Genomic DNA, 21,442 nt, shown 5'->3' on the forward strand with positions numbered 1-21,442 from the left:
CAAATAATTGGTGAGACCGTAGCCATCAATATTTGAGATCGTCAAGTTTTCCGGCGTAAGGTGACGCTCATGACAGCACCCTCTCGCGTCGACACCTCCCGGCTCATGGAGCTGCTCTCGGTGTCCCTGGCTGCCTACTACGGCGACTTCACGGTCGCCGCCGCGAGCGAGAACCTCACGGCCAGCCAGGGCAAGACGCTCAACGTGCTGCGCCGGGGACCCGCCTCCATGAGCACGCTGGCCACCACGCTGACCTGCGACGCCTCCAACATGACCGGAATCGTCGACCGGCTGGAGAAGCGCGGCCTGGTGCGCCGCGAGCCGAGCCCCTCCGACCGGCGCGTCAAGAACGTCCTGCTCACCGAGGAGGGCGAGCAGGTCATCGACGTGATCCGCGGGAAGATGAACAAGACGCTGGCCGGGCTGAGCAGACTCAGCGAGCAGGAGCAGGACACTCTGTACACACTGCTCAAGCGCGCGTTCGCCTCTCAGCCCACGACCGCCTGACGGTCTGCTCAGACGCCGACAGGCTCGCCGGGACCAGGGACCGTGCGGAACCGGAACGGCTCCGGATCGCGGCCGGGCTGGATGAACCAGCACTCCCCCGTGCCGTCTCCGGTGAGGATCCGCAGCACGGTGTCCGCCACGACCTCGGCCGGAATGACCGACAGCCCCTGCTTGGAGAGCATGTCGCGCAGCGGATCGATGATCCGCGACTCCGCGAAGCCGGGGCAGACGGCGTTGAAGCGCACGTTGTCCACCGCGAGAGCCGGCCCCAGGGAGCGGGCAAGCCCCACGACCGCGTGCTTGTTGGCCGCGTACAGAGGATCGAGCGGCACGGCGGCCAGACCCGCCAGGGACGCGGTCGCCACGATGGCCCCTCCCCCGCGGGCCCGCAGCGCCGGCAGCACCGCATGGGTGCCGAAGACCACGCCGTCGAGGTTGGCTCCCATCGCGCGACGGTAGCGTGCCAGGTCGAAGTCCTCACCGACGCCGCATCCGGTCGCCACCCCGGCGTTGAGCAAGGCGATGTCGACCCCGCCGTACTGCTCCTGGGCGAAGTCCACCAGCGCGCGGTTGGCGTCGGGATCGGAGACGTCGCAGGCGCGGAAACGGCCGCTGACCATGTCGGCCACCTCTCGGCCGCCCCGCGCGTCGAGATCCGCGACGACCACGCGTGCCCCCGCCTCCGCCAGCGCCAGTGCCGTGGCCCGGCCCAGTCCACTGGCACCGCCGGTGACGATCGCCACCTTGCCCTGGAGCGCGGCGCCCTCCGCCTGTCCCGGCCGGGCGGCGACGGCGCTCTCGACGGCCGTCATGCCAGCTCCAGGACGAGCTTGCCGACGTTCTCCCCGCGGAAGAGCATCCCCAGCGTCTCGGGGAAGTCGTCCACGCTCCCCTTCACCACATGCTCCTTGACCTTGATGCGGCCGGCCCCGATCCAGGCGGAGATCTCCTGCGCCGCCTGCGCGTAGCGCTTGGCGTAGTCGAAGACGACGAAGCCCTCCATGCGGGCGCGGCGCACCAGCAGCGAGAGGTAGTTGGAGGGGCCCTTGACCGGCGTGGCGTTGTTGTACTGGCTGATCGCACCGCAGACCACGACCCGCGCGTGCATCGCCAGCCGCGTAAGGGCCGCGTCGAGGATGTCCCCTCCGACGTTGTCGAAGTAGACGTCGATGCCGTCGGGGGCCTCCCGGCGCAGCGCCTTCCTGACATCCTCGGCGCGGTAGTCGATGGCCGCGTCGAATCCCAGCTCGTCGACGAGCATGGCGCACTTCTCCGGGCCTCCGGCGATGCCCACGACCCGGCAGGCCTTGGCCTTCGCGATCTGGCCGGCGATCGTGCCGACCGCTCCGGCCGCCCCCGACACCACGACGGTCTCACCGTCCTTCAGCGCCCCGACGTCCAGCAGACCGAAGTAGGCGGTCATGCCAGGCATGCCCAGCGCGCCGAGATACGTCGAGGGCGGGGCGAGGGAGGTGTCGACCTTCAGGGCACCCTTGCCGTCGGAAACCACGTACTCCTGGACGCCGAACGTGCCGACCACGTGATCGCCCGGCTGGAAGTCGGGGTGATTCGACGCGGTGACCTCGATGACCGACCCGGCGCGCATCACCTCGCCGATACCCACCGGCGGCAGGTAGGAGGGACGGTCGTCCAGCCAGCCCCGCATCGCCGGGTCCAGGGATATGACGCGCGTCCGGCCCGCGAATCGGCCCGGGCCCGGCTCGTCGACGGGCCCTGCGAAGTGCTCCCAGTCCTCGGGCTTGACCTCGCCCACGGGGCGGGCTGCCAGACGGATCTGGCGGTTGGTCGCAGACATCGCGCCTCCTGTCGGTTCACGGCTTCCGCCGCAGGGTACCGACCAGTAGGTATGCCTGGTGCATGACGTTCGCCACACGTCGGCACGCCGCCCGCCGACCTGCACCCAGAGAGCCGTACCGACCCCGAAACGTGACCCGCGATGACCTTATGGGCATTCCAACCAGTCGGTATTGTGCGCCGCTCACAGCCATCGCCGTAGCGGAAGGCCCTGCGATGACATTCGCCGACGAGAACCGGTATCCACCCTCGGACACGGGGTGGCCGCCGCCCCGCACCGAGCACCAGCGGTACGGACACAACGCCCCGCCGTACGAGCCGTACGGGCAAGCCCCCTGGACCGAGCCGTACGGGCAGGCTTCGTGGACCGAGCCGTACGGACAGGCTTCCTGGGACGAGCCGTACGCGCACGAGGCCCAGCGGCCCAACGCCGACCTCGCCGCCCTGCGCTCGGCCTACCGCGCGCTCCGCCGGATCTCCACCCTCACCGCGCTCGGCTCCTTCGTGGTGTATGTCGTGCTGTCCTGCTACGCGCCGGGCCTGATGGGGGCCAGTGTCGTCGGGGAGCTGAGCCTGGGAATGGCCCTGGGGGTCTTCCAGCTCGTCGTCACCTTCGCGGCGGTCTCCTGGTACGGACGCAGCGCACAGCGCTCGGTGGATCCATTGGCCCTGGCCGTCAGGGAGCGGGCGGTCCCCGCCGGCCGGAACGCGGGGACGGCGAGATGAACGACTTCAGCTCCGGGACGCAGGCTGTCGTCCTGGTCCTGTTCACCGCGCTGGTCACCGTCACGCTGATGATGTGCGTGATGGCGGGACCGGAACGCGACGACCTGACGAACTTCTACACCGGCTACCGCTCGCTCACCCCGCTCAAGAACGGCCTGGCCATCGCGGGCGACTACATCTCCGCGGCCACGGTCCTGAGCACCACGGGCATCATCGCGCTCGCCGGTTACGACGGCTACGTCCTCGCGGTCAGCACGGCCCTGTCCCTGGTCCTGCTCATGTTCCTGCTGGCCGAACCCCTGCGCAACGCCGGCCGATTCACCATGGGTGACGTCCTGGCCCGCAACATGCCCGGGCGGGCGGTGCGGATCGCCGCCTGCGTGGTGACGCTCTCGGCGACCGTGCCCTTCCTCGTCGTCCAGCTCTCCGGGGCCGGGTCACTGCTCACCTTCATCCTGGGCATCCCGCACATGGCGGGCGCCAGGACGGCCTGCATCGTCATCGTCGGCAGCCTGATGATCATTTACGCGGCGCTCGGCGGTATGCGGGGCACCGCGCTCATCCAGATGATCAAGATCGTGATCCTGATCGGCACCAGTTTCGTCGTCGCCGCTCTGGTGCTGAACCGATTCGACTGGAATACCGGCGACGTCCTCAGGGCGGCCCAGCAGGGCAGCGGCGCGGGCCCGGCCTTCCTCCAGCAGGGCCTTCAGCTGGGCACCTCGGCCGTTGACCGGCTGGACTTCGTCGGTCTCCAGATCACCGTGGTCCTCGGCGTGGCCTGTCTCCCCCACATCACGATGCGTCTGTACTCCGCGCAGGACGTGCCGGCCGTGCGTCGCTCCATGTCGTGGGCGGTCGGCACGGTCACCACCTTCTGTCTGCTCGTGATCGTCATGGGTACGGGCGCGGCGGCGCTGGTGGGATCGCGGTACATCACCGCGGCCGACCCGCAGGGCCGGACGTCGGTGCTCATGCTGTCGCAGGTGCTCGGCGGAGCCTCCTCCTCCGCGGGCGCGACGATTCTCTACTCGGCCGTGGCGGGCATGGTGTTCATCACCCTGCTGTCGTCGGTCGCGGGGATGACCCTGGCCGCGGCCTCCTCGCTCGCCCACGACCTGTTCGCCCACGCGGCCCGGCGGGGACAGGCCGAGCCGCGTACGGAGATGACGGTGGCGGCGTGGACGAGCGTGGGCGTGGGAATCGTGGCCATCGGGCTCGCCACGCTCGTCCAGAACTGGAACGTCGGTGTGCTGACCACTCTGGCCATCTGCGTGGGCGCGTCGGCGGTGGCACCCGCGCTCACCTACTCCCTGTTCTGGCGCGGATTCACACGCACCGGCCTGCTCGCCACCCTCTACGGCGGTGCGGCCTGCGCGTTGCTGCTCATGATCTTCTCCAAGGCCGTCTCGGGCACACCGTCCGCCGTCTTCCCGAACGCCGACTTCGACCTGTTCCCGATGCAGTCCACCGGGCTGATCTCCATCCCGTTCGGCTACCTGGCCGGGTGGCTCGGCAGCCGCCTGGACCACCGGCGCCGCGCCGCCGACAGCCGGGTGAACCGGCGACTGTACGACGAGAGCGAGGCACGGCTGCTCGCCGCAGCGGAATGACCGCTGCCTGAGAGGGTCAGGTGAACATGCCGGTCAGTGACTGCTCGGTCCACACGGTCTTGCCCTCGCGGGTGTAGCGGGCACCCCACCGTTCGGCCATCTGCGCCACCAGCAACAGGCCGCGCCCACCCTCGTCGGTCGTACGGGCGCGGCGCAGGTGGGGGGAGGTGTGGCTGGTGTCGCTGACCTCGCACACCAGGCTCCGTTCACGGATCAGCCGCAGAGTCGCGGGGCCGCCGGCGTACCGGAACTCCGCCGGTACCCGGCTCGAGCCCGACTTCGAGACGGAAACCCTGCCCGCGCCCACCGGAGCCGGCACGGACGCGGCGGAGGGGACACACGGCGATGCCTGAGACCCTACAGCCCGCGCCCCACCCGGCCGGTCTCCTGACCGGCCGGAACGTACTGGTCATCGGTGCCGGCACGCGTCCCAGCGACGATCCGAAGGCCCCCGTGGGCAACGGGCGGGCGATCGCCGTGCTCGCCGCCCGCGAGGGAGCGTCCGTGGTCTGCGCCGACGTCTCCCCCTCCGCCGCGGCGGCCACCGCCGCCCTGGTCGATGAGGAGGGCGCCCGAGGCATCGCCGTGGTCGGTGACGCCACGGATCCCGGCGAGTCCTCGTCCATGGTCGCCGAGGCCCTCCGCGAACTCGGTGCGCTCGACGCACTCGTGGTCAACGTCGGCATCGGACTGGGCGCGAGCCTGGCGGACACCTCACCGCAGCAGTGGGAACACGTGCTCTCGCTCAACCTGGGCGCTCCCTTCCTCGCCGCCAAGTACGCACTGCCCGTGCTCGCCGACGGGGGCGCGGTCGTCTTCGTCGGTTCCGTGGCGGGACTGCGCGCGGCCACCAACTCGCCCGCCTACGACAGTTCCAAGGCGGGCCTGTTCGGACTCACCCGCCATGTCGCCAAGGAGAGCGCGCCGCGCGGGATCCGCGCCAACCTGGTCGTGCCCGGTCTGATCGACACGCCGATGGGCCGCGAGGCCTCGGCCGGGCGGGCGTCGCGCGCGGCCTCGTTCACCCGCATACCGCTCGGGCGCCAGGGCACCGCCCGGGAGGTGGCCGAAGCCGTCACCTTCCTGCTCTCCGAGCGGGCCTCCTACATCACCGGACAGAGCCTGGTGGTGGACGGTGGGCTGAACGCCGTCTGAGCACGAGGGCCGCCGGCATGGATGCCGCCTGTCCGCTCCACCTCGGCTGACGGGGCGGGGGCGGCCCCGAGGGACTGGGCATCGACCGGGACCGCCCCCGCCGGCTCACTTCGCCAGCGGGCCGAACTCCTTGCGGGTGTCCACCGGCTTGCCGAACAGCTGCCACCGCTCGCCCTTGAACCGCATCAGCTGCATCGTCTCGATCGGGAAGGCGTCGTCGCGGCCCGTGGACAGGGTGACGCCGGGCAGCAGCAGCCCCACCTTCACGTCCTTCAGATTGCGCACCGCGTCCCGCAGACCTTCCCTGGTCGGGCACTTCATCGCGTCCAGGGCCTGGTGCAGGCTGGAGGCGACGGCCCAGCCGTAGGCGTTGAACTGGTTGCCCGGGTCGGCGTCCGGTGCGTACTTGTGCAGGGCGGCCGTGTACGTCTTCATCTCGGGGTCGTTCGCCCACTGCGGGTCGGCGGGGTCCTTGAAGTACGTCGCCGAGACCACGCCCTGGACGTTCTTGAACCCGACGGGCTGAAGCACGGAGGCCGAGGAGGACACGTTGTTGACGATGTGCAGCGGGTTCCACTTGGTGTTCTTGGCGTCGGCGGCGAGGGCCTGGCTGCCGAACTTGGGGGTGGTGATGTCGAGCAGCACGTCCGCCTCGGAGCGGGCGAGGCTCGCCGTCTGCGCGGACACGGACGGGTCGGTGACCTCGTAGCTCTCCTCGGCGACCACCTTGATGCCGCTGCCGGCGACGGCCTTCTTGAACCCGCCGAGCAGGTCCTTGCCGAAGTCGTCGTTCTGGTAGAGGACCGCGACCTTGGCGTTCGGCTTCTCCTCCTTGAGGTACTTGGCGTACACCCGGGCCTCGGCCACGTAGTTGGGCTGCCACCCGATGGTCCAGGGGTGCTTGTCGTCGCTGCCCCAGACGGAGGCACCCGTGGCGACGAAGGGCTGCGGCACCTTCTGCTTGTTGAGGTAGTCCCACACGGCCGCCGTGGACGGGGTGCCCAGGGTCTGGAACACCGCGAAGACCTTCTCCTGCTCGACGAGTCTGCGGGCCTCCTCGACCGCCTTGGGCGGCTGGTAGCCGTCGTCACGGACGACGAACTGCACCTTGCGGCCGTCTATGCCGCCCTTGTCGTTGACGTACTTGAAGTAGGCGGCGACACCCTTGCTGATCGTGCCGTACGCGGAGGCCGGTCCCGACAGCGGGTAGATCCCGCCGAGCTTGACGGTCGTGTCCGTGATGCCGGTGGTCTGCTGCCCCTTGCACGCGCCATCGGCGGCGGTGTCCTGGGTTTCCTGCCCTCGCTGGCTGCTGCAGGCGGTCGCGGTGAGCAGGGCGGCGGTGGCGGCTGTGGCAGCCCGCAGAGCGGTGGTCCTACGCATGTGATCAGTCCTTTTCCGTGCGGGGCGGGGCGCCCACGGGTTCGGCGTCGGCTACTGCGGGGTCCGCAGGGGTGAGGGGCGCGGAGGGTCGGGTTTCGGCCTGCGAGTTCGGCTCCGGATCGGGCGCGGATTCGTTCTCCGGCGTCCGGTCGACGGCGGTGGCAGTGGAAGTGGAAGTGGCTGCGGTACGGGGCAGGCGGCGGGCTATGGCGCCCAGGACACGGCCCGGCAGACCGGCCAGTCCCGTCGGGGCGACGAACATCACCGTGATGATCAGCAGGCCGAACACCACTCCCGGCGCGGCCTCGCTGAGGTCCTGGGAGACGCTCGGCACGTACATCACGAACGCCGCGCCCAGCAGGGGCCCGTACAGCGACCCGAGCCCCCCGACCACCAGGCCGGCCAGCAGGGTGATGGACAGCACGAAGCTGAAGGAGTCGGGCGAGACGAAGCCGATCACCCAGGTGTACAGACACCCGGCGACCCCCGCGAACATCGCGCTCCACGCGAAGGCGAGCGTCTTGTGCAGCGACAGCCGTACGCCCAAGACCTCGGCGGCGCTCTCGTTGTCCCGTACGGCGAGCAGGGCCCGGCCGACCCGGGAGCGCAGCAGGTTGCGGGCGAGCAGCAGGGCCACCCCGGCGACGGTGAGGACGACGAAGTACATCCACTGGTCCTCGGCGAGACCGCTCCACGCGGGTGGCTGCAGCTTGTCCACGGTCAGGCCCATGGAGCCGCCGGTCACCGGTTCGAGCCGTTTGAGCAGGGGCGGCAGGAACACCGCGAAGGAGAGGGTGACCAGGGCCAGATACAGCCCGCGCAGCCGCAGCGCGGGCACTCCGAACCCGAGGCCCAGCAGGAAGCATCCGGCGGCCGCGACCGGAAGCGTGGCCAGGTGGCCGGTGTCGTACCGGTCGAGCATGACCGCCGCCGAGTAGGCCCCCGCCGCGAAGAACGCGCCGTGCCCGAGCGAGATCTGCCCGCCGAAGCCGACCAGCAGGTTCAGCCCGGCCAGCGCGACGGCGTACAGCAGCACCATGGTCAGCTGGAAGACCTGGAACGGGGCGAAGTAGAACGGTGCGCCGCAGGCGACCGCCACCGCGAGCGGCGCGGTGAGGGCGGCTCGCAGCCGCCGGGCTCGGTCGGTGCCGAGTGCCGTGGTGAGGGTGCTCATGCGCGCTCCACCGCCGCCCGTCCGAACAGGCCCTGGGGCCGCACCAGCAGCACCGCCAGAATGATCACGAGGGGTACGCCCACCTTCAGATCGGCACCGACCACATCGACGTACGCCCCGGTCAGCGTCTCGGCGACGCCCACGAACAGGCCGCCGACGACCGCGCCCACGGGGCTGTCGAAGCCTCCCAGGGTGGCCGCGGCGAAGGCGTAGATCAGCACCCCGCCCATCATGTTGGGCTCCAGGAACAGCAGGGGGGCGACGAGCACGCCCGACACGGCGCCGACCGTCGCGGCCAGCCCCCAGCCGAGCATCAGGACCCGGCCCACCCGGATGCCCGACAGCCGTGCGGAGGCCGGATTGCAGGCGACGGCCCGCATCAGCAGGCCGATGGAGGTGTGCTGGAACAGCAGATACAGCAGGCCCATCACGACGGCCACCACACCGAGGATCCCGAGCGTCGACCAGTCCACGCGTACTCCGGCCAGGTCGAGCCCGCCGTCGGGGAACTGCTGCGGGAAGTCCTTGACGGTGAACGACCAGATGAGGCCGGCCAGCGCGTTGACGAAGATGAACAGGCCGACGGTGACGATGACCACGGTCAGCTCGGGCGCGCCCTGCACGGGGCGGATGACGATCCGCTCGACCAGCATGCCGCCGGCGAACGACACCGCGAGGGTGACCGGCAGCGCCAGCCAGAACGGCATTCCGGATGCCACCAACTGCCAGGCGACATACGTGGAGAGCATGGCCAGCTCGCCCTGCGCGAAATTGACGATGCCCGTGAACCGGTGGATCAGTACGAGGGCCAGAGCCAGGCTGGCGTACACCGCGCCGGAGCCCAGTCCTTCCACCAGCTGCTGGAGAAAGTCGGTCACGGCGCTCACCCGGCCTTGCGGGAGCCGAGGGAGACACCGAGATAGACCTCGGCGACCTGCCCGTCCTCGCGGATCTGCTGGGCCGGCCCGGACAGCACCAGGCGGCCGGCCTCCAGTACGTGCGCCCGGTGCGCGATGTCCAGCGCGAGCTGGGCGTTCTGCTCGACGACGACCACGGTGGTGCGTTCCTCCTCGTTGACGGCACGGACGATTTCGAACAGCTCACGGGTGACCAGTGGCGCAAGGCCCAGGGACGGCTCGTCGAGGAGCAGCAGCGAGGGCCGCAGCATCAGGGCCCTGCCGATGGCGAGCATCTGCTGCTCGCCGCCGCTGAGGCTGCCGGCGGCCTGCCGCGAGCGTTGGCGCAGTTTGGGAAAGTGGCTGTAGATCCGGTCCAGGTCGGCCGCCACGGCCGCCCGCTCGGCGCGGCTCCGCCATGGGGAGCCGGTGCGCAGGTGGGCGCCGAGGCGCAGGTTCTCCTCGACGGTCAGCTCGTTGAAGGTGCCCCGCCCCTCGGGCACATGCGCCACGCCGAGCCGGGCGGCCTGTTCGGGCGAACGGCCCAGCAGTTCCGTGCCGTTCAGGGTGACCGAGCCGCGGCCGCGGACCATGCCGCTCAGCGCCCGCAGTGTCGTGGTCTTGCCCGCGCCGTTGGGTCCGAGGATCGCGCAGACCTCGCCGCGGGCGACGGAGAAGTCGAGGCCCTGGAGGACGCGGGCCTGGCCGTATCCGGCGTGCAGGCCGGACACCTTCAGGAAGTCCGGTTCCGCGGTCGGGACATCCGGCTGCATGGTCTCGGTGGTGGTGGGCTCGCTCATGCGGCGACTCCCAGGTACGCCTCGACGACCGCCGGATCGCGCTGGATCTCCTCCGGCGTGCCCTCGGCGATCTTGCGGCCGAAGTCGAGGCAGACCACCTTGTCGCACAGGCCCATCACGAAGCCCATGTGGTGTTCGACCACCACGAGCGTGAGGTCGAACTCCTCGCGCACCGACCGGACCAGATCCGCGAACTCGCCGACCTCGCCGTGGCTGAGCCCGTTGACGGGTTCGTCGAGCAGCAGCAGCCGGGGCCGTACGGCGAGGGCCCGGGCGAGTTCGACGCGTTTGAGCGTGCCGAACGGCAGCCCGGCGGCGGGGTGGTCGGCGACGTCCGCCAGACCGAGCTGCCGTAGCAGGTCGTCCGCCTGATCACGTAGTTCCCTCTCCTCCCGCCGGACGCGGGGCAGCCGGAGCGCCGCGGCGAGGTGGCCGGTGTGCCCCCGGCTGTGGGCGCCGACCATGACGTTCTCCCGGACCGTGAGCCGCGGGAACAGACCCAGGTTCTGGAAGGTGCGGGCGATGCCGCACCCGGCCACGGCGTGCGGGGGGAGGGCCAGCAGGTCCTCGCCCTCGAACCGCACGTCTCCCCCCTCGGGGGTGCAGCGCCTGGTGAGGCAGTTGAACAAGGTGGTCTTGCCGGCTCCGTTCGGACCGATGAGACCTACGGCGGTGCCCGGCTCGACGGTGAACGCGACACCGTCCAGGGCCGTGATCCCGCCGAAACGCACGCTGATACCGTCGACCGCGAGCATGAGTGACGCCCCTTCCGACGTGCTGGGGGGTGGGCGAGCGTCACAGTAGGTGGGGGCGTTCGGGGCGCACATTGGGTGCGAGCACCCAACTTCCCGGACATCGGACTGTGCGCCGCGCACAGAGAACGCTTCATGTCTCACGCCGGGCCTGTTGACGGAGCACGAGGCAGGAGGCGACGATCGGCGCCATGCCTCACGGGCCCGCCCTGGGCGCTCCCCAGCTTTCCGAACCGCTCCGCCGGGAGCGGTGGCGGATCCTGCACGCCGTCCACGACCGGGTCGAGGAGGTGGCGGACACCGCCGTGGGGGTGATGCGTGCGGAGATCCCGTCGTACGCACTGCAGGACGAACGCTTCTTCGCGGACGTACGGGAGCAGGTGCTCGAGCACTACCGGATGCAGTTGGCGGCGCTGGCCGGGGATCGCGGTATCGCCCCCGAGGACCTGGTCTTCAGCCGCGCCGCGGCCATGCGGCGGGCACGGGCCGGGTTCGCGCTGGAGGACTGGATCAGTGCCTTCCGGGTCGGCCGGCAGGTGCTGTGGGACGCGTTGCTGGACTGCGCGGGCACGTCCGCCGAGGCCCAGCAGGCCGCGCTGTCCCTGGTGACCCCGCTGATGCGGTACGTCGACTACGCCAGCACCCATGCCGCGCAGGCCTACGTCGAGTACCAGCAGCACGTGGTGGCGGACGCCGACCGGGAGCGCCGGGACCTTCTTGACCAGCTCCTGGCCGGCGTGGCACCGACGCGCGGTCCGCTGTCCGCCGCCGCGCAGGCGTACGGCATCGGGCCGCACTCGCCGATGATGGCGGTCGTGGCGGTGTGTGTGGGCGACACCCGCACCGGGGACCTCACGTCGGCCGAGCACGGGTATGCCACCACCGCGTCGATGAGCGTGGCCGGGCCGTGGGCGGGCCGGACCCTGGTCGTCGTACGCCACGAAGAGGTGGTGGCCGTGCCCGTGGTCCGGGCCGGCATGACCCCGGACGACATATGCGCCCACTTCGAGGCCGTGCAGCAGCGGCTCGCGCGCGGCGGGACCATGCTCTCCATGGGGATCAGTACGGTCGCGCAGGGCGCGTGTGAACTGCGGCGCGCGTACGAGGAGGCGCGGGCAGCCCTCGACCTGGTACCGAGCGGAGGCGGGGTGGCTGCGCTGCCGCGGCTTTCCCCGTTCGACTACCTCGCGCTGCGGGCCGACGACCTGGCCCGTCAGCTGGTCGATCCGCGGGTGCGGGTGCTGCTGGAGGAGGACCGCAGGCGGGGCGACACCCTGGCCGCCACCATTCGGGCCTTCGCGGAGGCCGACCTCAATCTGCGGCTGGCCGCCGACCGGCTGCGGGTGCATCACAACACGGCGCACTACCGGTTGCGCCGGATCGAGGAACGCACCGGCCGCAATCCGCGCCGGATCGCCGACCTGCTGGAACTACTGGTCGCCCTCGCCATCCGCGACGGCGCCAGGGAAGGTGAGGAGGGCCGGTGAGCGGCATCGTGGAGTCCGCCGGAACCGAGGCGGCACATCAACTGCCGGGCGAGCAGGGAGAGTCGGCCCTGCCGCAGGGGCACGCGGAGCAGAACGGAACGGTCCGGCGTGCGCTGCTGGACGCCGCGCTGGAGGTGTTCACCGAGCGCGGTTACACCGACGCCGGCCTCACCGAGATCGCGGCGCGCTCCGGCATCCCGGTGGGCAGCCTCTTCCAGCACTACGGCGGCAAGCGAGGGCTCTACCTCGCCCTGTGGGAGGAGTTCCGGGAGGAACAGGAGCGCAGGACCGCGGCCACGCTGGCCGCCGAGCGCGGCCGTGGTGTGGACGACCCCATCGCTCTGTTCGTGGCGGGAACCAGGGCGTATCTGGAGGGCGCCTGGGACAATCGCAGGCTCGGCATGCTCCTCGTGGAGGACGACGGCCCCGCCGGCTTCGACGCGCTGCGCCGCCAGTGGGACCGCGCATGGGTACGGCGCAACGCCCGGCTGCTGGAGGTGGACGAGCGACGACGCGCCGGCCGGGTCCGGGTGAGCGTACTGACCACCGTCATCGGCGGGGCGGCGCGCGAGCTGGGCGATTGCCGGGATGAGACGGAGGCCCGGGAGATAGTGGACGAGGTGTGCGGCATCCTGATCCATCTGTCGGCACCGCCCGGCCCGTGACCAGCAGAAGAAGAGGAGTCGCCAGCCATGTCACTCGCCCGCGTCCACAACTTCGCCATCTCGCTCGACGGCTTCGGCACCGGTGAGGGTCTGAGCCGGGAAGCGCCGTTCGGCCACGCCGGCGAAAGGCTCCATCAATGGATGTTCGCCACCCGGTGGTGGCACGAGATGACCGGCGGGTCCGGCGGTTCCGGCGGCCTCGACGACGCCTTCGCGCGGCAGTTCGCGCCCGGGATCGGCGCCGAGATCATGGGGGCGGGGAAATTCGGCTACCCCGGATGGCACGACGACAAGGAGTGGAAGGGGTGGTGGGGGCCCAACCCGCCCTTCCACACCCCTACCTTCGTCCTCACCCACCACCCGCGCCCGTCGATCGAGATGGAGGGCGGCACGACGTTCCACTTTCTCGACACGTCGCCCGCCGAGGCGCTGGAGACGGCTCGCGAGGCCGCGGGCGGCCAGGACGTACGCATCGGCGGGGGGCCCACCGTGGTCCGTGACTTCCTCGCCGCCGGGCTCATCGACCAGCTGCACGTGGTGGTGGTCCCGATCCTGCTCGGCCGGGGCGTACGCCTCTGGGACGGACTGGAGAGCGTCGAGAAGGACTACCGGGTCGAGGCCACCTCCTCGCCCAGCGGGGTCACGCATGTGACGTTCAGCCGCGCAGGTCTCTGAACCGCCTGTGTGCAACACGCCTCAGATGCCGATACCGGCGCCTTGCCTGAACGAGGCAGCGTCACCCAGGAGTTGACCGCCGTCGATCACCATCGTCTCGCCTGTGATCCAACTCGCCGCGTCCGAGACGAGAAAGGCGACCGCCGAGGCGATGTCGGCGGGCTCCCCGATACCCCCCAGTGCCGTCGAGGCGGAGACGGCCTGCTCGTGCTCCTTCCACAGGGCCTCGGCCAGCTTGGTGCGCACCACGCCGGGTGCCACCGCGTTGACGCGGACCTTCGGTGAGAGTTCCAGGGCCAGTTGCCTGGTGAGATGGATCAGTGCGGCCTTCGACGCGTCGTAGAGGCCGATGTTCGCCTCGACGGCCATGCCGCCGACCGATGCCGTGTTGACGAACGCGCCTCCGTGCTCGCCCATCCAGGCCCGGGTGGCCAGGCCCGTCCACAGGACGGGAGCCCACAGGTTCACGTCGAAGGTCTTGGCGAACCGGCCGTGGTCCTGGTCGATGACGGGCCCGAAGGCCGGATTGGTCCCCGCGTTTGTTGACGAGGATGTCCAGACTGCCGAACCGTTCGAGCGTCAGCTCGACACAGCGCAGGGCCGCCTCCTCGTCGACCGCGTGGGCCCCGACGCCGACCGCTGTGCCGCCGACCTGGGCCGCGGCGGCGTCCGCCGCGCCGGCGCTGACAGTGCTCCCCGGATGGTCGGCGTTGACCCTGTCCGACACCGCCCGCGCGCTGTCCGCGTCGAGGTCCGTGACGACGACCCGGGCACCCTCGCGAGCGAGCCGCGCGACCAGCGCGCTGCCGATACCGCCGGCACCACCGGTGACGATGGCGACTCTTCGAGCAACGTTCACAGCGAACCCTCTCCGAGATGGTGGGACCGTGCACCGCCCGTCCGAACTGTATAGTTGAATCCGACGTCAAGTTCAACAGTTGGGCGTACGTCACCCCACACAGGGGGTGGTGAGGGGCATCGCCCCGGCTCAGGCTGCCGGGTCAGCGGTGGTCAGGGAACCGCAGCGCGTTCGCCCAGAGCCGGCTGACCGTGGACACGAGCTCCTCGAAGTCCGCCGGCGTGCCGTCTTCCTCGCGCTCACCGAGCACGAAGGCGTTGTAGGCCATGACGCTGACCATGCCCGACAGCGCACGGGAGGCCAGCATCGGATCGACGCCCCGGTCTGCGACACCCCGCGCCTGCAGGTCGGCGATACCGCGGGCATTGCGGCGGATGAACGCGTCGGCGCGCCGGCTCCGGAATGTACGGAACTCCGGTTCGACCTGCGCCACTTGCTCGAGCAGCGCCATCAGCTTCGCGTTGCGCTTGTACGCCTGGAGATACGCGCGATTGCTCGCCTCGAGCACCGCATAGGGGTCGTCGGCATCCTCCACCCGGGCCATACCGGGGTGCAGCATGTCCTCCTGCGCCTCCAGGAGGACGGCGGCGAGCACCTCTTCCTTGCCCGCGAAGTAGGTGTAGAACGACCCCGCCGCGCACTGCGCCTCTTTGGTGATGTCGGTCAGGCGGGTGTCGAGGTAGCCGTCCCGTTCGAACACCTTCCGCGCGGCCTTCACCAGAGCGGCCCGCGTCCGCGCTCCGCGCTTCGTCGTGGGCGGCTCGCGAAGGTGCGACAGGGGCGCCATGGGGGGCGGCTGCTCGCCGTCGATCTCCTCGGGCGCGGTGGTGTCCATCGCGGGAACTTTACTTGAATCCGACGCCATAGTCACAAACCGCGTCCGTCCGCAGAAGGTCGAAGAAGGGGCACATCCAGCCCCGATCGGTCGATCGATCAGGCGCCGATCCCGAAGCGTTCGGCGAGCTGACGGCGGGTGTCGGCGGCGCTGGTGTGCAGTACGCCGCCGATTCCGATCCGTGCCGCCCCGTCGAGGTTCTGCTGCAGGTCGTCGATCATGACCGCCTCCTCCGGGTCGACGCAGAGACGTTCACAGGCGATCGCGTAGATCCGCCGGGAGGGTTTGCGGATCCCGACCATGGCGGAGATGACGACCACGTCGGCGAGCGAGGCCAGATCGACACCCTCATAGGTACCGGTACCGAAGGAATTGGACACCAGCGCGACGGGATGCCCGGCGGCTCGGAGATCGCCGAGCAGGGCGAGCATGTCCTGGTCGATCGACATGCCCGCTTGCATGCGGGCGGTGAGTCCCTCGGCTTGGACGTCGGCACCGTGAGCCCGGAGACGTTCGGCGAATCCTCGCTCGAAGGCTTCGGCGTCGATACGGCCGCACTCGTGGTCGGAGAGCAGGGCGCGTGACGGTTGGTCCCGGCTGAGGAGCTCCAACGGCAGGTGCGGATCGCCGCCGAGGGAGGCCCCGAAGTCGGTGAACGCCTGCAGCACGCTGGAGGTGATGACCCCGCCGAAGTCGACCAGGACCGCGGTTCTGGTCTTCTCCATCAGGCGACCTCGAACAGTCCGGCCGCACCCATTCCGCCGCCGACACACATCGAGATCACCACGTACCGGACCCCGCGGCGCCTGCCCTCGACGAGGGCGTGTCCCACCAGTCGGGCACCGGTCATTCCGTACGGGTGACCGACCGAGATCGCGCCGCCGTTGACGTTGAACCGCTCGGGGTCGATGTGCAGTTCGTCGCGGCAGTACAACGCCTGGGAGGCGAACGCCTCGTTGAGCTCCCACAGGCCGATGTCGTCGACGGTGAGGTTGTGCTGCTTCAGCAGCTTCGGGATGGCGAACACCGGCCCGATTCCCATCTCGTCCGGGCCGCAACCGGCGACGGCCATGCCCCGGTAGACGCCCAGCGGTTCCAGTCCGCGGCGCTCGGCCTGCCTGGACTCCATCAGCACCGACGCCGAAGCCCCGTCCGAGAGCTGCGAGGAGTTGCCCGCCGTCACGCTGGACCGCGCGCTCACCTGGCCGTCGGGCAGCACCGGTGCCAGGCCGGCCAGGCCTTCGAGCGTCGTCGACGCGCGGTTGCCCTCGTCCCGGGTCAGGGTGACCTTCTCGTGCCGCACCTCCCCCGACTGCTTGTCGAGCACCTTCTTGACGCTGTCGACGGCGACGATCTCCTGGTCGAACCGGCCGGCCTCCTGTGCCGCCGCGGTGCGCTGCTGCGACAGCAGCGCGAACTCGTCCTGGCGTTCCCGGCTCACGCCGTAGCGTTCGGCGACGATCTCCGCTGTCTGCAGCATCGGCAGGTAGATGCTCGGCTTGCGCTCGACCAGCCAGGGATCCGTCATGCGGTGGGTGTTCATGTGCTCGTTCTGCACGAGGGAGATCGACTCGACGCCACCGCCCACCGTGACCTGCATACCGTCGGCGACGATCTGCTTTGCGGCCGTCGCGATGGCCATCAGGCCCGACGAGCACTGCCGGTCGATCGTCATCCCCGACACGGTGTCCGGGAGCCCGGCGCGGAGAACGGCCTGGCGCGCGACGTTGAAACCGGATGCGCCCTGCTGCGCGGCGCAGCCGAAGAGCACGTCCTCGACCTCGCCTCCCTCGAGCCCGGCACGCCGTACGGCGTGAGCCAGGGCATGGGCGGCGAGTTCCTGCGTCTGGGTGTCGTTGAACGCGCCGCGGTACGCCTTTCCGATCGGCGTCCGTGCCGTCGAAACGATGACTGCTTCCCTCATGTCGCCTCACTGTCCCTGGTGGTCCGACGCCACGTTATAGTTGAATCCGGCGTCAAGTTCAATAGCGTCCTGCTTCCGCCAGGAAGCAGGCGCGCCCGCGGCCTTGACAGTCCGCCTCCGCACCTGGAGGCTACCGACCAGTCGGTACGAAAGGGTGGGTCGTGACCGGGCTGAGCATCTCCACCAGTGCGGGCGTCTTCGACGCGATCGAGGCGGGCCCACCGGAGGGCCGGCCGGTGCTGTTGCTGCACGGCTTCCCACAGACGGGGCTGGCCTGGGAACGGCAGATCGCGGCGTTGGCCGCGCAGGGCTACCGGGTGGTGGCGCCCGACCAGCGCGGCTACTCCCCCGGCGTCCGCCCCGAGCGGGCCGAGGACTATCGCATGAGCCTTCTCGTCGACGACGTGGTCGCGATCACGGAGGAACTGGGGTGGCCGACGTTCGACCTGGTCGGCCACGACTGGGGCGGCGCGGTGGCCTGGTGGACCGCGGACGCCCATCCCGGCCGCGTACGCACCCTCACGGTTGTCTCGACACCGCATCCCGGAGCCCTGACCACCGCCCTGCGCACCGACGAGGACCAGCGTGAGCGCTCGCACTACATGATCGACTGGCGCGAGACGCCAGCGACCGAGGAGCGCATGCTGGCCCACGATGCCCAACTGCTTCGCGCCCTCTACGCCGGGAAGGTCCCGCAGGACAGTGTCGAGGCCTCCCTACGGCACCTGTCCCGGCCGGGCGCTCTCACCGCCGCGCTGAACTGGTACCGGGCAGGCCGCCCCGACGGCAGGATCGGCACGATCGAGGTGCCCACGCTGTACGTCTGGAGCACGAACGACAGGGCGTTCGGCCCGGCGCCGGCACACGGGACCGGGCGGTGGGTCGAGGGGCCGTACCGCTTCGAGACCCTCCAGGGCGTCAGCCACTGGGTCCCCGAGGAGGCACCCGACGCGCTGAACCGTCTGCTGCTCGAACACCTGCGAACGCACGGCTAGTACCCCCGTACGGAACCACAGCGAACACCCCGTTGGCCGACTCTCCGAAGAGGTGACCCGTGAGGACAGCGCGTGCGGCCTGGCGCGGACTCGAGCCCGTGCACGGCATGATCTACTTCGTCCCCGAGGCGAGGCGACGGTACGCCGACCTCGGACTGAGCGGACGCGCAGGCTACTTCACCTCGCGGAGCGCCGCGTTCGGCCGGGCCTCCGCCGAGCTGGTCATCTCGACCTTCTACAACTTCAACCCCGGTCTCGTACGGCAGGCACTCGACGGCGCCTGGGACGCGACGACGCCGCAGCAGGTGCTGGACGCCCGGTACGCCGCCGCCGGCGAAGCCCTGCGGCGGGCGGGAATCCATGAACTGCCCGAGCTGGACGAGGTCCTGGCGCTGACCCGGCGGGCCGCCGAGGCGGCCCGCGAACACGCTCAGGGCCGCCCGCTCTTCGCCGCGCACGCCGCCCTGCCCTGGCCGGAGGAGCCGGTGCTGCGACTGTGGCACGCCCAGACGCTGCTCCGGGAGTTCCGTGGCGACGGCCATGTGGCGTGCCTGCTGAGCGAGGGCGTCGGGGGCCTGGAAGCCCTCGTGCTGCACGCCGCCACGGGTGAGGTTCCCGTCGACTTCCTCAAGATGAGCCGCGCATGGCCCGAGGAGGAGTGGGCCGGCACCCAGGAGAGCCTCCGTGAGCGGGGCCTCCTCACCGGCGACTCCCTCAGTGCGGAGGGCGTCACCCTGCGCCGGCACATCGAGGACCGCACCGACCGTCTGGCCCTTCCCGCCTACGCCGCCCTGGGTGACGCCGACTGCGAGCGTCTCGCCGAACTCGCCGGCTCCTTCGGACGAGCCGTCCTCGAAGCCGGTCTTCTCAAGCTCGGCTGACCCGGCCTTGTCCGCCCGGCACCCTCACGTGACGTCGACGTAGTCCCCGGTTGCCGTGGCCGGGCCGGTGGTGGGGGTGCCGGGGAAGACGAAGCGGAAGTAGCCGTCGGTCCTGGCCTCGGCGGTGGTCGTCAGCGCTCCGTTGCTCCCGCTGGTGCATGGTCTTCAGCGTGGTGTAAGTGGTGCTGCCCTTCTTGCGGAACCGCAGCTGCACGGACCGGTCCTGGTATCCGGTGTAGGTGCCGGTCTCGATGCCGGATTCCGAACTGCTACGGGCGTAGATCAACTTTGATCCCGGGGCGAGGACCAACCACCTAACGGAACGATCCATTGGGGGATGCCCGTGGCCTAGAGGTCGTTCTCTTTCCGAACCTCATGTGCGGATTCCGCTGGTCAGACAGGGATGCAGCTGCCGCGGAAGTCTCGACTCGTTGCCGGTCGAGATGTTGTGGGGGGGTGGCGGATGCCGTCGATGGGGCGGTTCTGGAAGCGCGGCGGAAAGCCGCGGCGGTTCGGGGAGGCGAACTTGAAGCCGAACTGCACCGACGGCGGGGGCTCCAACGGCTACCGCACCCGCGGCTGGAAGACCCAGCTCGCCGACCTCGCTGCCCAGACCGGCCTTGAGATCACGGTGTGTCACCTGCCGCCCGGCTCCCTGGGCTGGGCTGGGCGGTGCGTCGCGGCGCAGACCGTGGAGGTGTCCAGGAAGACCTCGTCGGGTCCCGGGTGTGTCGGAATGAGGCCGCTACGTCAGCTTGCGGGAGGGCTGAACCTGTAGCCCTGCCGGGTCATCCAGGGGAGCAGTTCACGCAGGGCCGCCACGGTCTGGCTGCGGTTGCCGCCGTCGTGCATGAGGACGATGCCGCCGGGGCGCAGTTCCCGTCTCACGGTGGCGACGATCGAGGCGACACCGGGGCGCGACCAGTCACGGGGGTCGACGGTCCCGCCCAGCGGGCGTAGACCGTCCTGCACGGCTATCCGGCCCTTGTGTCGTGTTCCTGGCAGTTCGAGCCTGAGGGGCCAGTCATCCGCCCGCAATCGGTCCTCCCAAGCCGTCACAGCATCCGCGCGCCTGGCGGGACGGTGAGGGATCCGTGACCCCTGGGGTCGTGGACGACGGCTTGTGGGCGCGGATCGAACCACTGCTGCCGCCCTGGCCCGAGCGGTCATCAGGGCCGAACCCGGTACCGGACCGGTCAGGGGCGCAGCAGAGTACCGGCGGCCTCCTCCAAGAGGGCTACGGCAAGGAGTTCGCCATCCACAGGTCCGAAGCGCTCCAGGGCCAGCCGGTGGAGGCGCAATACCGTGTCGGCCATCTCGTGTGGGGTGCCGAGGTCTCGGGCCTCCCGGGTGATGACCTTGAGCTGGTCGTGGATGCGGTCGAGGCCGTAGGAGCGAAGGTAGTCCCCGGCGAACAGAGCCGGCAGGTCCCGGCGGATGAAGTCGCTGCCCGCGGCGCTGTCGGCCAGCGTGTCGCGCAGGGTGGCGAGGTCGATGCCCGCTCGGCGTCCGAGCAGCAGGGCCTCGGCGGTTTCCGTGGCCTGCCCGAACCAGAGGAGGTCGATGAGGAGTTTCGTCGTGTAGCCGGTTCCCGGGCCGCCCATGTGGCGGATCCCGTCCGATGTCGCCACCGGCTCCAACAGCGGCCTGCACCGGTCGAGGACTTCAGCGGAACTGCCCACGAAGAGCCGCAGGCGCCCGTGTTCGGCGTCGTCCGGACTGCCGCCCATGGGCGCTTCGAGGACATCGACGCCGTGAGCGCCGGCTCGTTCCCGCAACTCCCGTGCGGCTGCGGGGGCGTTGCTCGTCATGTCGATCCACACCGCCCCAGGGGCCAGGGCGGCGAACACGGCATCCGGAAGAGCTGCCGCAGCCTCATCGGGTCCAGGAACCACGGTGACCAGTACATCCGCCCCGGCTGCGGCGGTCGTGACAGAGTACGCCCAGTTCGCGCCCAACGAGCGCACCGCTTCTTCGCGTTCGGGACGGAGACCGGAAACGGTCACCGTGTGGCCCGCCGAAACGAAGCGTCCACACAGGGGTGTCCCATTCGGCCCGCACCGACGACGGCTATGCGCGAGGGCAAGGAATCACCGCCATGGCAGGCGTATGTCTGTCGTTTCCCTCCGACGCACCCGAAAGACCGCCGCCGTCCGCTCGCTTGGAGACACTATGGATCTCCCGGGAACACTGCGGTCATTCTATTAGTGCTTCGTTAGGTCTATGCGTTTTCGCTGATCAAGAGCATGTTGGGTGTGTGGACACGCATGAAGTGAACCGATTACGGGCTGCGTTGGGAC

General features: G+C 70.2%; 22 protein-coding genes and 3 pseudogenes. 10 read left to right on the forward strand and 15 right to left on the reverse strand.

Going from position 1 to position 21,442, the window contains the following annotated elements; all coding sequences use genetic code 11:
• Nucleotides 1-69: 69 nt before the first annotated feature.
• Complete coding sequence (locus tag ACIBW9_RS37380; RefSeq protein WP_398961704.1) at nucleotides 70-507, forward strand: MarR family winged helix-turn-helix transcriptional regulator; 438 nt, start codon at nucleotides 70-72, stop codon at nucleotides 505-507.
• 8 nt (nucleotides 508-515) lie between these two features.
• On the opposite strand, the gene ACIBW9_RS37385 is transcribed toward ACIBW9_RS37380, so the two are convergent.
• Together ACIBW9_RS37385 and ACIBW9_RS37390 are read right to left on the reverse strand one after the other, a co-directional pair.
• On the reverse strand, nucleotides 516-1,319 hold the full coding sequence (locus ACIBW9_RS37385; protein ID WP_398961706.1) for an SDR family NAD(P)-dependent oxidoreductase: 804 nt from the start codon (nucleotides 1,317-1,319) through the stop codon (nucleotides 516-518).
• Nucleotides 1,316-2,323 carry an NADP-dependent oxidoreductase gene (locus ACIBW9_RS37390; protein ID WP_398961708.1) on the reverse strand — a complete coding sequence of 336 codons (1,008 nt, stop codon included), beginning with the start codon at nucleotides 2,321-2,323 and terminating at the stop codon, nucleotides 1,316-1,318. Before ACIBW9_RS37390 ends, ACIBW9_RS37385 begins: the two co-directional genes overlap by 4 nt.
• Before the next feature lie 215 nt (nucleotides 2,324-2,538).
• Between ACIBW9_RS37390 and ACIBW9_RS37395 the strand changes: the two genes are divergently transcribed.
• Nucleotides 2,539-3,048 carry a DUF485 domain-containing protein gene (locus ACIBW9_RS37395; protein ID WP_398961710.1) on the forward strand — a complete coding sequence of 170 codons (510 nt, stop codon included), beginning with the start codon at nucleotides 2,539-2,541 and terminating at the stop codon, nucleotides 3,046-3,048.
• Nucleotides 3,045-4,661, forward strand: a complete 1,617-nt coding sequence (locus ACIBW9_RS37400) for a cation acetate symporter (RefSeq protein WP_398961713.1) — start codon at nucleotides 3,045-3,047, stop codon at nucleotides 4,659-4,661. The genes ACIBW9_RS37395 and ACIBW9_RS37400 overlap by 4 nt, the downstream gene beginning before the upstream one ends.
• Nucleotides 4,662-4,677: 16 nt before the next feature.
• Here the strand turns inward: ACIBW9_RS37400 and ACIBW9_RS37405 are convergent.
• A pseudogene (locus ACIBW9_RS37405) lies at nucleotides 4,678-4,914 on the reverse strand (ATP-binding protein); the annotation flags it as partial.
• A gap of 92 nt (nucleotides 4,915-5,006) precedes the next feature.
• Between ACIBW9_RS37405 and ACIBW9_RS37410 the strand changes: the two are divergent.
• On the forward strand, nucleotides 5,007-5,816 hold the full coding sequence (locus ACIBW9_RS37410) for an SDR family NAD(P)-dependent oxidoreductase (RefSeq protein ID WP_398961716.1): 810 nt from the start codon (nucleotides 5,007-5,009) through the stop codon (nucleotides 5,814-5,816).
• Between the two features lie 105 nt (nucleotides 5,817-5,921).
• Here ACIBW9_RS37410 and ACIBW9_RS37415 read toward each other — a convergent pair whose 3' ends face one another.
• Genes ACIBW9_RS37415 through ACIBW9_RS37435 form a run of 5 tightly spaced genes read right to left on the reverse strand, consistent with a single transcriptional unit; the run spans nucleotide 5,922 to nucleotide 10,824 of the window.
• Nucleotides 5,922-7,199 (reverse strand): ABC transporter substrate-binding protein, encoded by a 1,278-nt coding sequence (locus ACIBW9_RS37415; protein ID WP_398961718.1) that lies wholly within the window; start codon nucleotides 7,197-7,199, stop codon nucleotides 5,922-5,924.
• 4 nt (nucleotides 7,200-7,203) lie between these two features.
• Nucleotides 7,204-8,373 carry a branched-chain amino acid ABC transporter permease gene (locus ACIBW9_RS37420; protein ID WP_398961720.1) on the reverse strand — a complete coding sequence of 390 codons (1,170 nt, stop codon included), beginning with the start codon at nucleotides 8,371-8,373 and terminating at the stop codon, nucleotides 7,204-7,206.
• The gene (locus ACIBW9_RS37425; RefSeq protein ID WP_398961723.1) at nucleotides 8,370-9,251 is read right to left on the reverse strand and encodes a branched-chain amino acid ABC transporter permease; all 882 of its coding nucleotides are present in this window, start codon (nucleotides 9,249-9,251) and stop codon (nucleotides 8,370-8,372) included. Before ACIBW9_RS37425 ends, ACIBW9_RS37420 begins: the two co-directional genes overlap by 4 nt.
• Before the next feature lie 5 nt (nucleotides 9,252-9,256).
• The gene (locus ACIBW9_RS37430; protein ID WP_398961726.1) at nucleotides 9,257-10,069 is read right to left on the reverse strand and encodes an ABC transporter ATP-binding protein; all 813 of its coding nucleotides are present in this window, start codon (nucleotides 10,067-10,069) and stop codon (nucleotides 9,257-9,259) included.
• A complete protein-coding gene (locus ACIBW9_RS37435; protein WP_398961729.1) occupies nucleotides 10,066-10,824 on the reverse strand; it encodes an ABC transporter ATP-binding protein in 759 nt (252 codons plus the stop codon). The genes ACIBW9_RS37430 and ACIBW9_RS37435 overlap by 4 nt, the downstream gene beginning before the upstream one ends.
• Before the next feature lie 188 nt (nucleotides 10,825-11,012).
• Here ACIBW9_RS37435 and ACIBW9_RS37440 point away from each other — a divergent pair, with 188 nt between their 5' ends.
• From ACIBW9_RS37440 to ACIBW9_RS37450, 3 genes are read left to right on the forward strand one after another with little or no spacing between them, the layout of a single operon-like run.
• Nucleotides 11,013-12,308: a PucR family transcriptional regulator gene (locus tag ACIBW9_RS37440; protein WP_398961732.1), complete on the forward strand. Its 1,296-nt coding sequence runs from the start codon at nucleotides 11,013-11,015 to the stop codon at nucleotides 12,306-12,308.
• A complete protein-coding gene (locus tag ACIBW9_RS37445; RefSeq protein WP_398961735.1) occupies nucleotides 12,305-12,973 on the forward strand; it encodes a TetR/AcrR family transcriptional regulator in 669 nt (222 codons plus the stop codon). The genes ACIBW9_RS37440 and ACIBW9_RS37445 overlap by 4 nt, the downstream gene beginning before the upstream one ends.
• Nucleotides 12,974-13,000: 27 nt before the next feature.
• Nucleotides 13,001-13,648, forward strand: coding sequence for a dihydrofolate reductase family protein (locus ACIBW9_RS37450; protein WP_398961738.1), 648 nt, complete (start codon nucleotides 13,001-13,003; stop codon nucleotides 13,646-13,648).
• 21 nt (nucleotides 13,649-13,669) lie between these two features.
• On the opposite strand, the gene ACIBW9_RS37455 is transcribed toward ACIBW9_RS37450, so the two are convergent.
• The 5 genes and pseudogenes from ACIBW9_RS37455 to ACIBW9_RS37475 all read right to left on the reverse strand — a co-directional run bounded on the left by ACIBW9_RS37455 (nucleotide 13,670) and on the right by ACIBW9_RS37475 (nucleotide 17,266).
• On the reverse strand, nucleotides 13,670-14,155 hold the full coding sequence (locus ACIBW9_RS37455) for an SDR family oxidoreductase (RefSeq protein WP_398961782.1): 486 nt from the start codon (nucleotides 14,153-14,155) through the stop codon (nucleotides 13,670-13,672).
• A 94-nt stretch (nucleotides 14,156-14,249) separates the two neighbouring features.
• Nucleotides 14,250-14,507 (reverse strand): annotated as a pseudogene (locus ACIBW9_RS37460) (SDR family NAD(P)-dependent oxidoreductase); the annotation flags it as partial.
• 142 nt (nucleotides 14,508-14,649) lie between these two features.
• Nucleotides 14,650-15,342 carry a TetR/AcrR family transcriptional regulator gene (locus tag ACIBW9_RS37465; RefSeq protein WP_398961741.1) on the reverse strand — a complete coding sequence of 231 codons (693 nt, stop codon included), beginning with the start codon at nucleotides 15,340-15,342 and terminating at the stop codon, nucleotides 14,650-14,652.
• 98 nt (nucleotides 15,343-15,440) lie between these two features.
• Nucleotides 15,441-16,067, reverse strand: coding sequence for an HAD family hydrolase (locus tag ACIBW9_RS37470; protein ID WP_398961743.1), 627 nt, complete (start codon nucleotides 16,065-16,067; stop codon nucleotides 15,441-15,443).
• Nucleotides 16,067-17,266 carry an acetyl-CoA C-acyltransferase gene (locus ACIBW9_RS37475; RefSeq protein ID WP_398961745.1) on the reverse strand — a complete coding sequence of 400 codons (1,200 nt, stop codon included), beginning with the start codon at nucleotides 17,264-17,266 and terminating at the stop codon, nucleotides 16,067-16,069. The genes ACIBW9_RS37470 and ACIBW9_RS37475 overlap by 1 nt, the downstream gene beginning before the upstream one ends.
• 170 nt (nucleotides 17,267-17,436) lie before the next feature.
• On the opposite strand from ACIBW9_RS37475, the gene ACIBW9_RS37480 reads away from it, so the two are divergent.
• From ACIBW9_RS37480 to ACIBW9_RS37490, 3 genes and pseudogenes are all read left to right on the forward strand, one after another.
• On the forward strand, nucleotides 17,437-18,261 hold the full coding sequence (locus ACIBW9_RS37480) for an alpha/beta fold hydrolase (RefSeq protein WP_398961785.1): 825 nt from the start codon (nucleotides 17,437-17,439) through the stop codon (nucleotides 18,259-18,261).
• Between the two features lie 59 nt (nucleotides 18,262-18,320).
• Nucleotides 18,321-19,142 (forward strand): hypothetical protein, encoded by an 822-nt coding sequence (locus tag ACIBW9_RS37485; RefSeq protein ID WP_398961748.1) that lies wholly within the window; start codon nucleotides 18,321-18,323, stop codon nucleotides 19,140-19,142.
• A gap of 472 nt (nucleotides 19,143-19,614) precedes the next feature.
• Nucleotides 19,615-19,806 (forward strand): annotated as a pseudogene (locus ACIBW9_RS37490) (ISAzo13 family transposase); the annotation flags it as partial.
• Nucleotides 19,807-19,892: 86 nt separating this feature from the next.
• Here ACIBW9_RS37490 and ACIBW9_RS37495 read toward each other — a convergent pair.
• Nucleotides 19,893-20,114, reverse strand: coding sequence for a hypothetical protein (locus ACIBW9_RS37495; RefSeq protein ID WP_398961751.1), 222 nt, complete (start codon nucleotides 20,112-20,114; stop codon nucleotides 19,893-19,895).
• A 224-nt stretch (nucleotides 20,115-20,338) separates the two neighbouring features.
• The gene (locus tag ACIBW9_RS37500) at nucleotides 20,339-21,148 is read right to left on the reverse strand and encodes an NAD(P)-dependent oxidoreductase (protein ID WP_398961753.1); all 810 of its coding nucleotides are present in this window, start codon (nucleotides 21,146-21,148) and stop codon (nucleotides 20,339-20,341) included.
• Nucleotides 21,149-21,442 lie beyond the last annotated feature (294 nt).

The organism is Streptomyces sp. NPDC049541, from assembly GCF_044465725.1.
Lineage (GTDB): Bacteria > Actinomycetota > Actinomycetes > Streptomycetales > Streptomycetaceae > Streptomyces.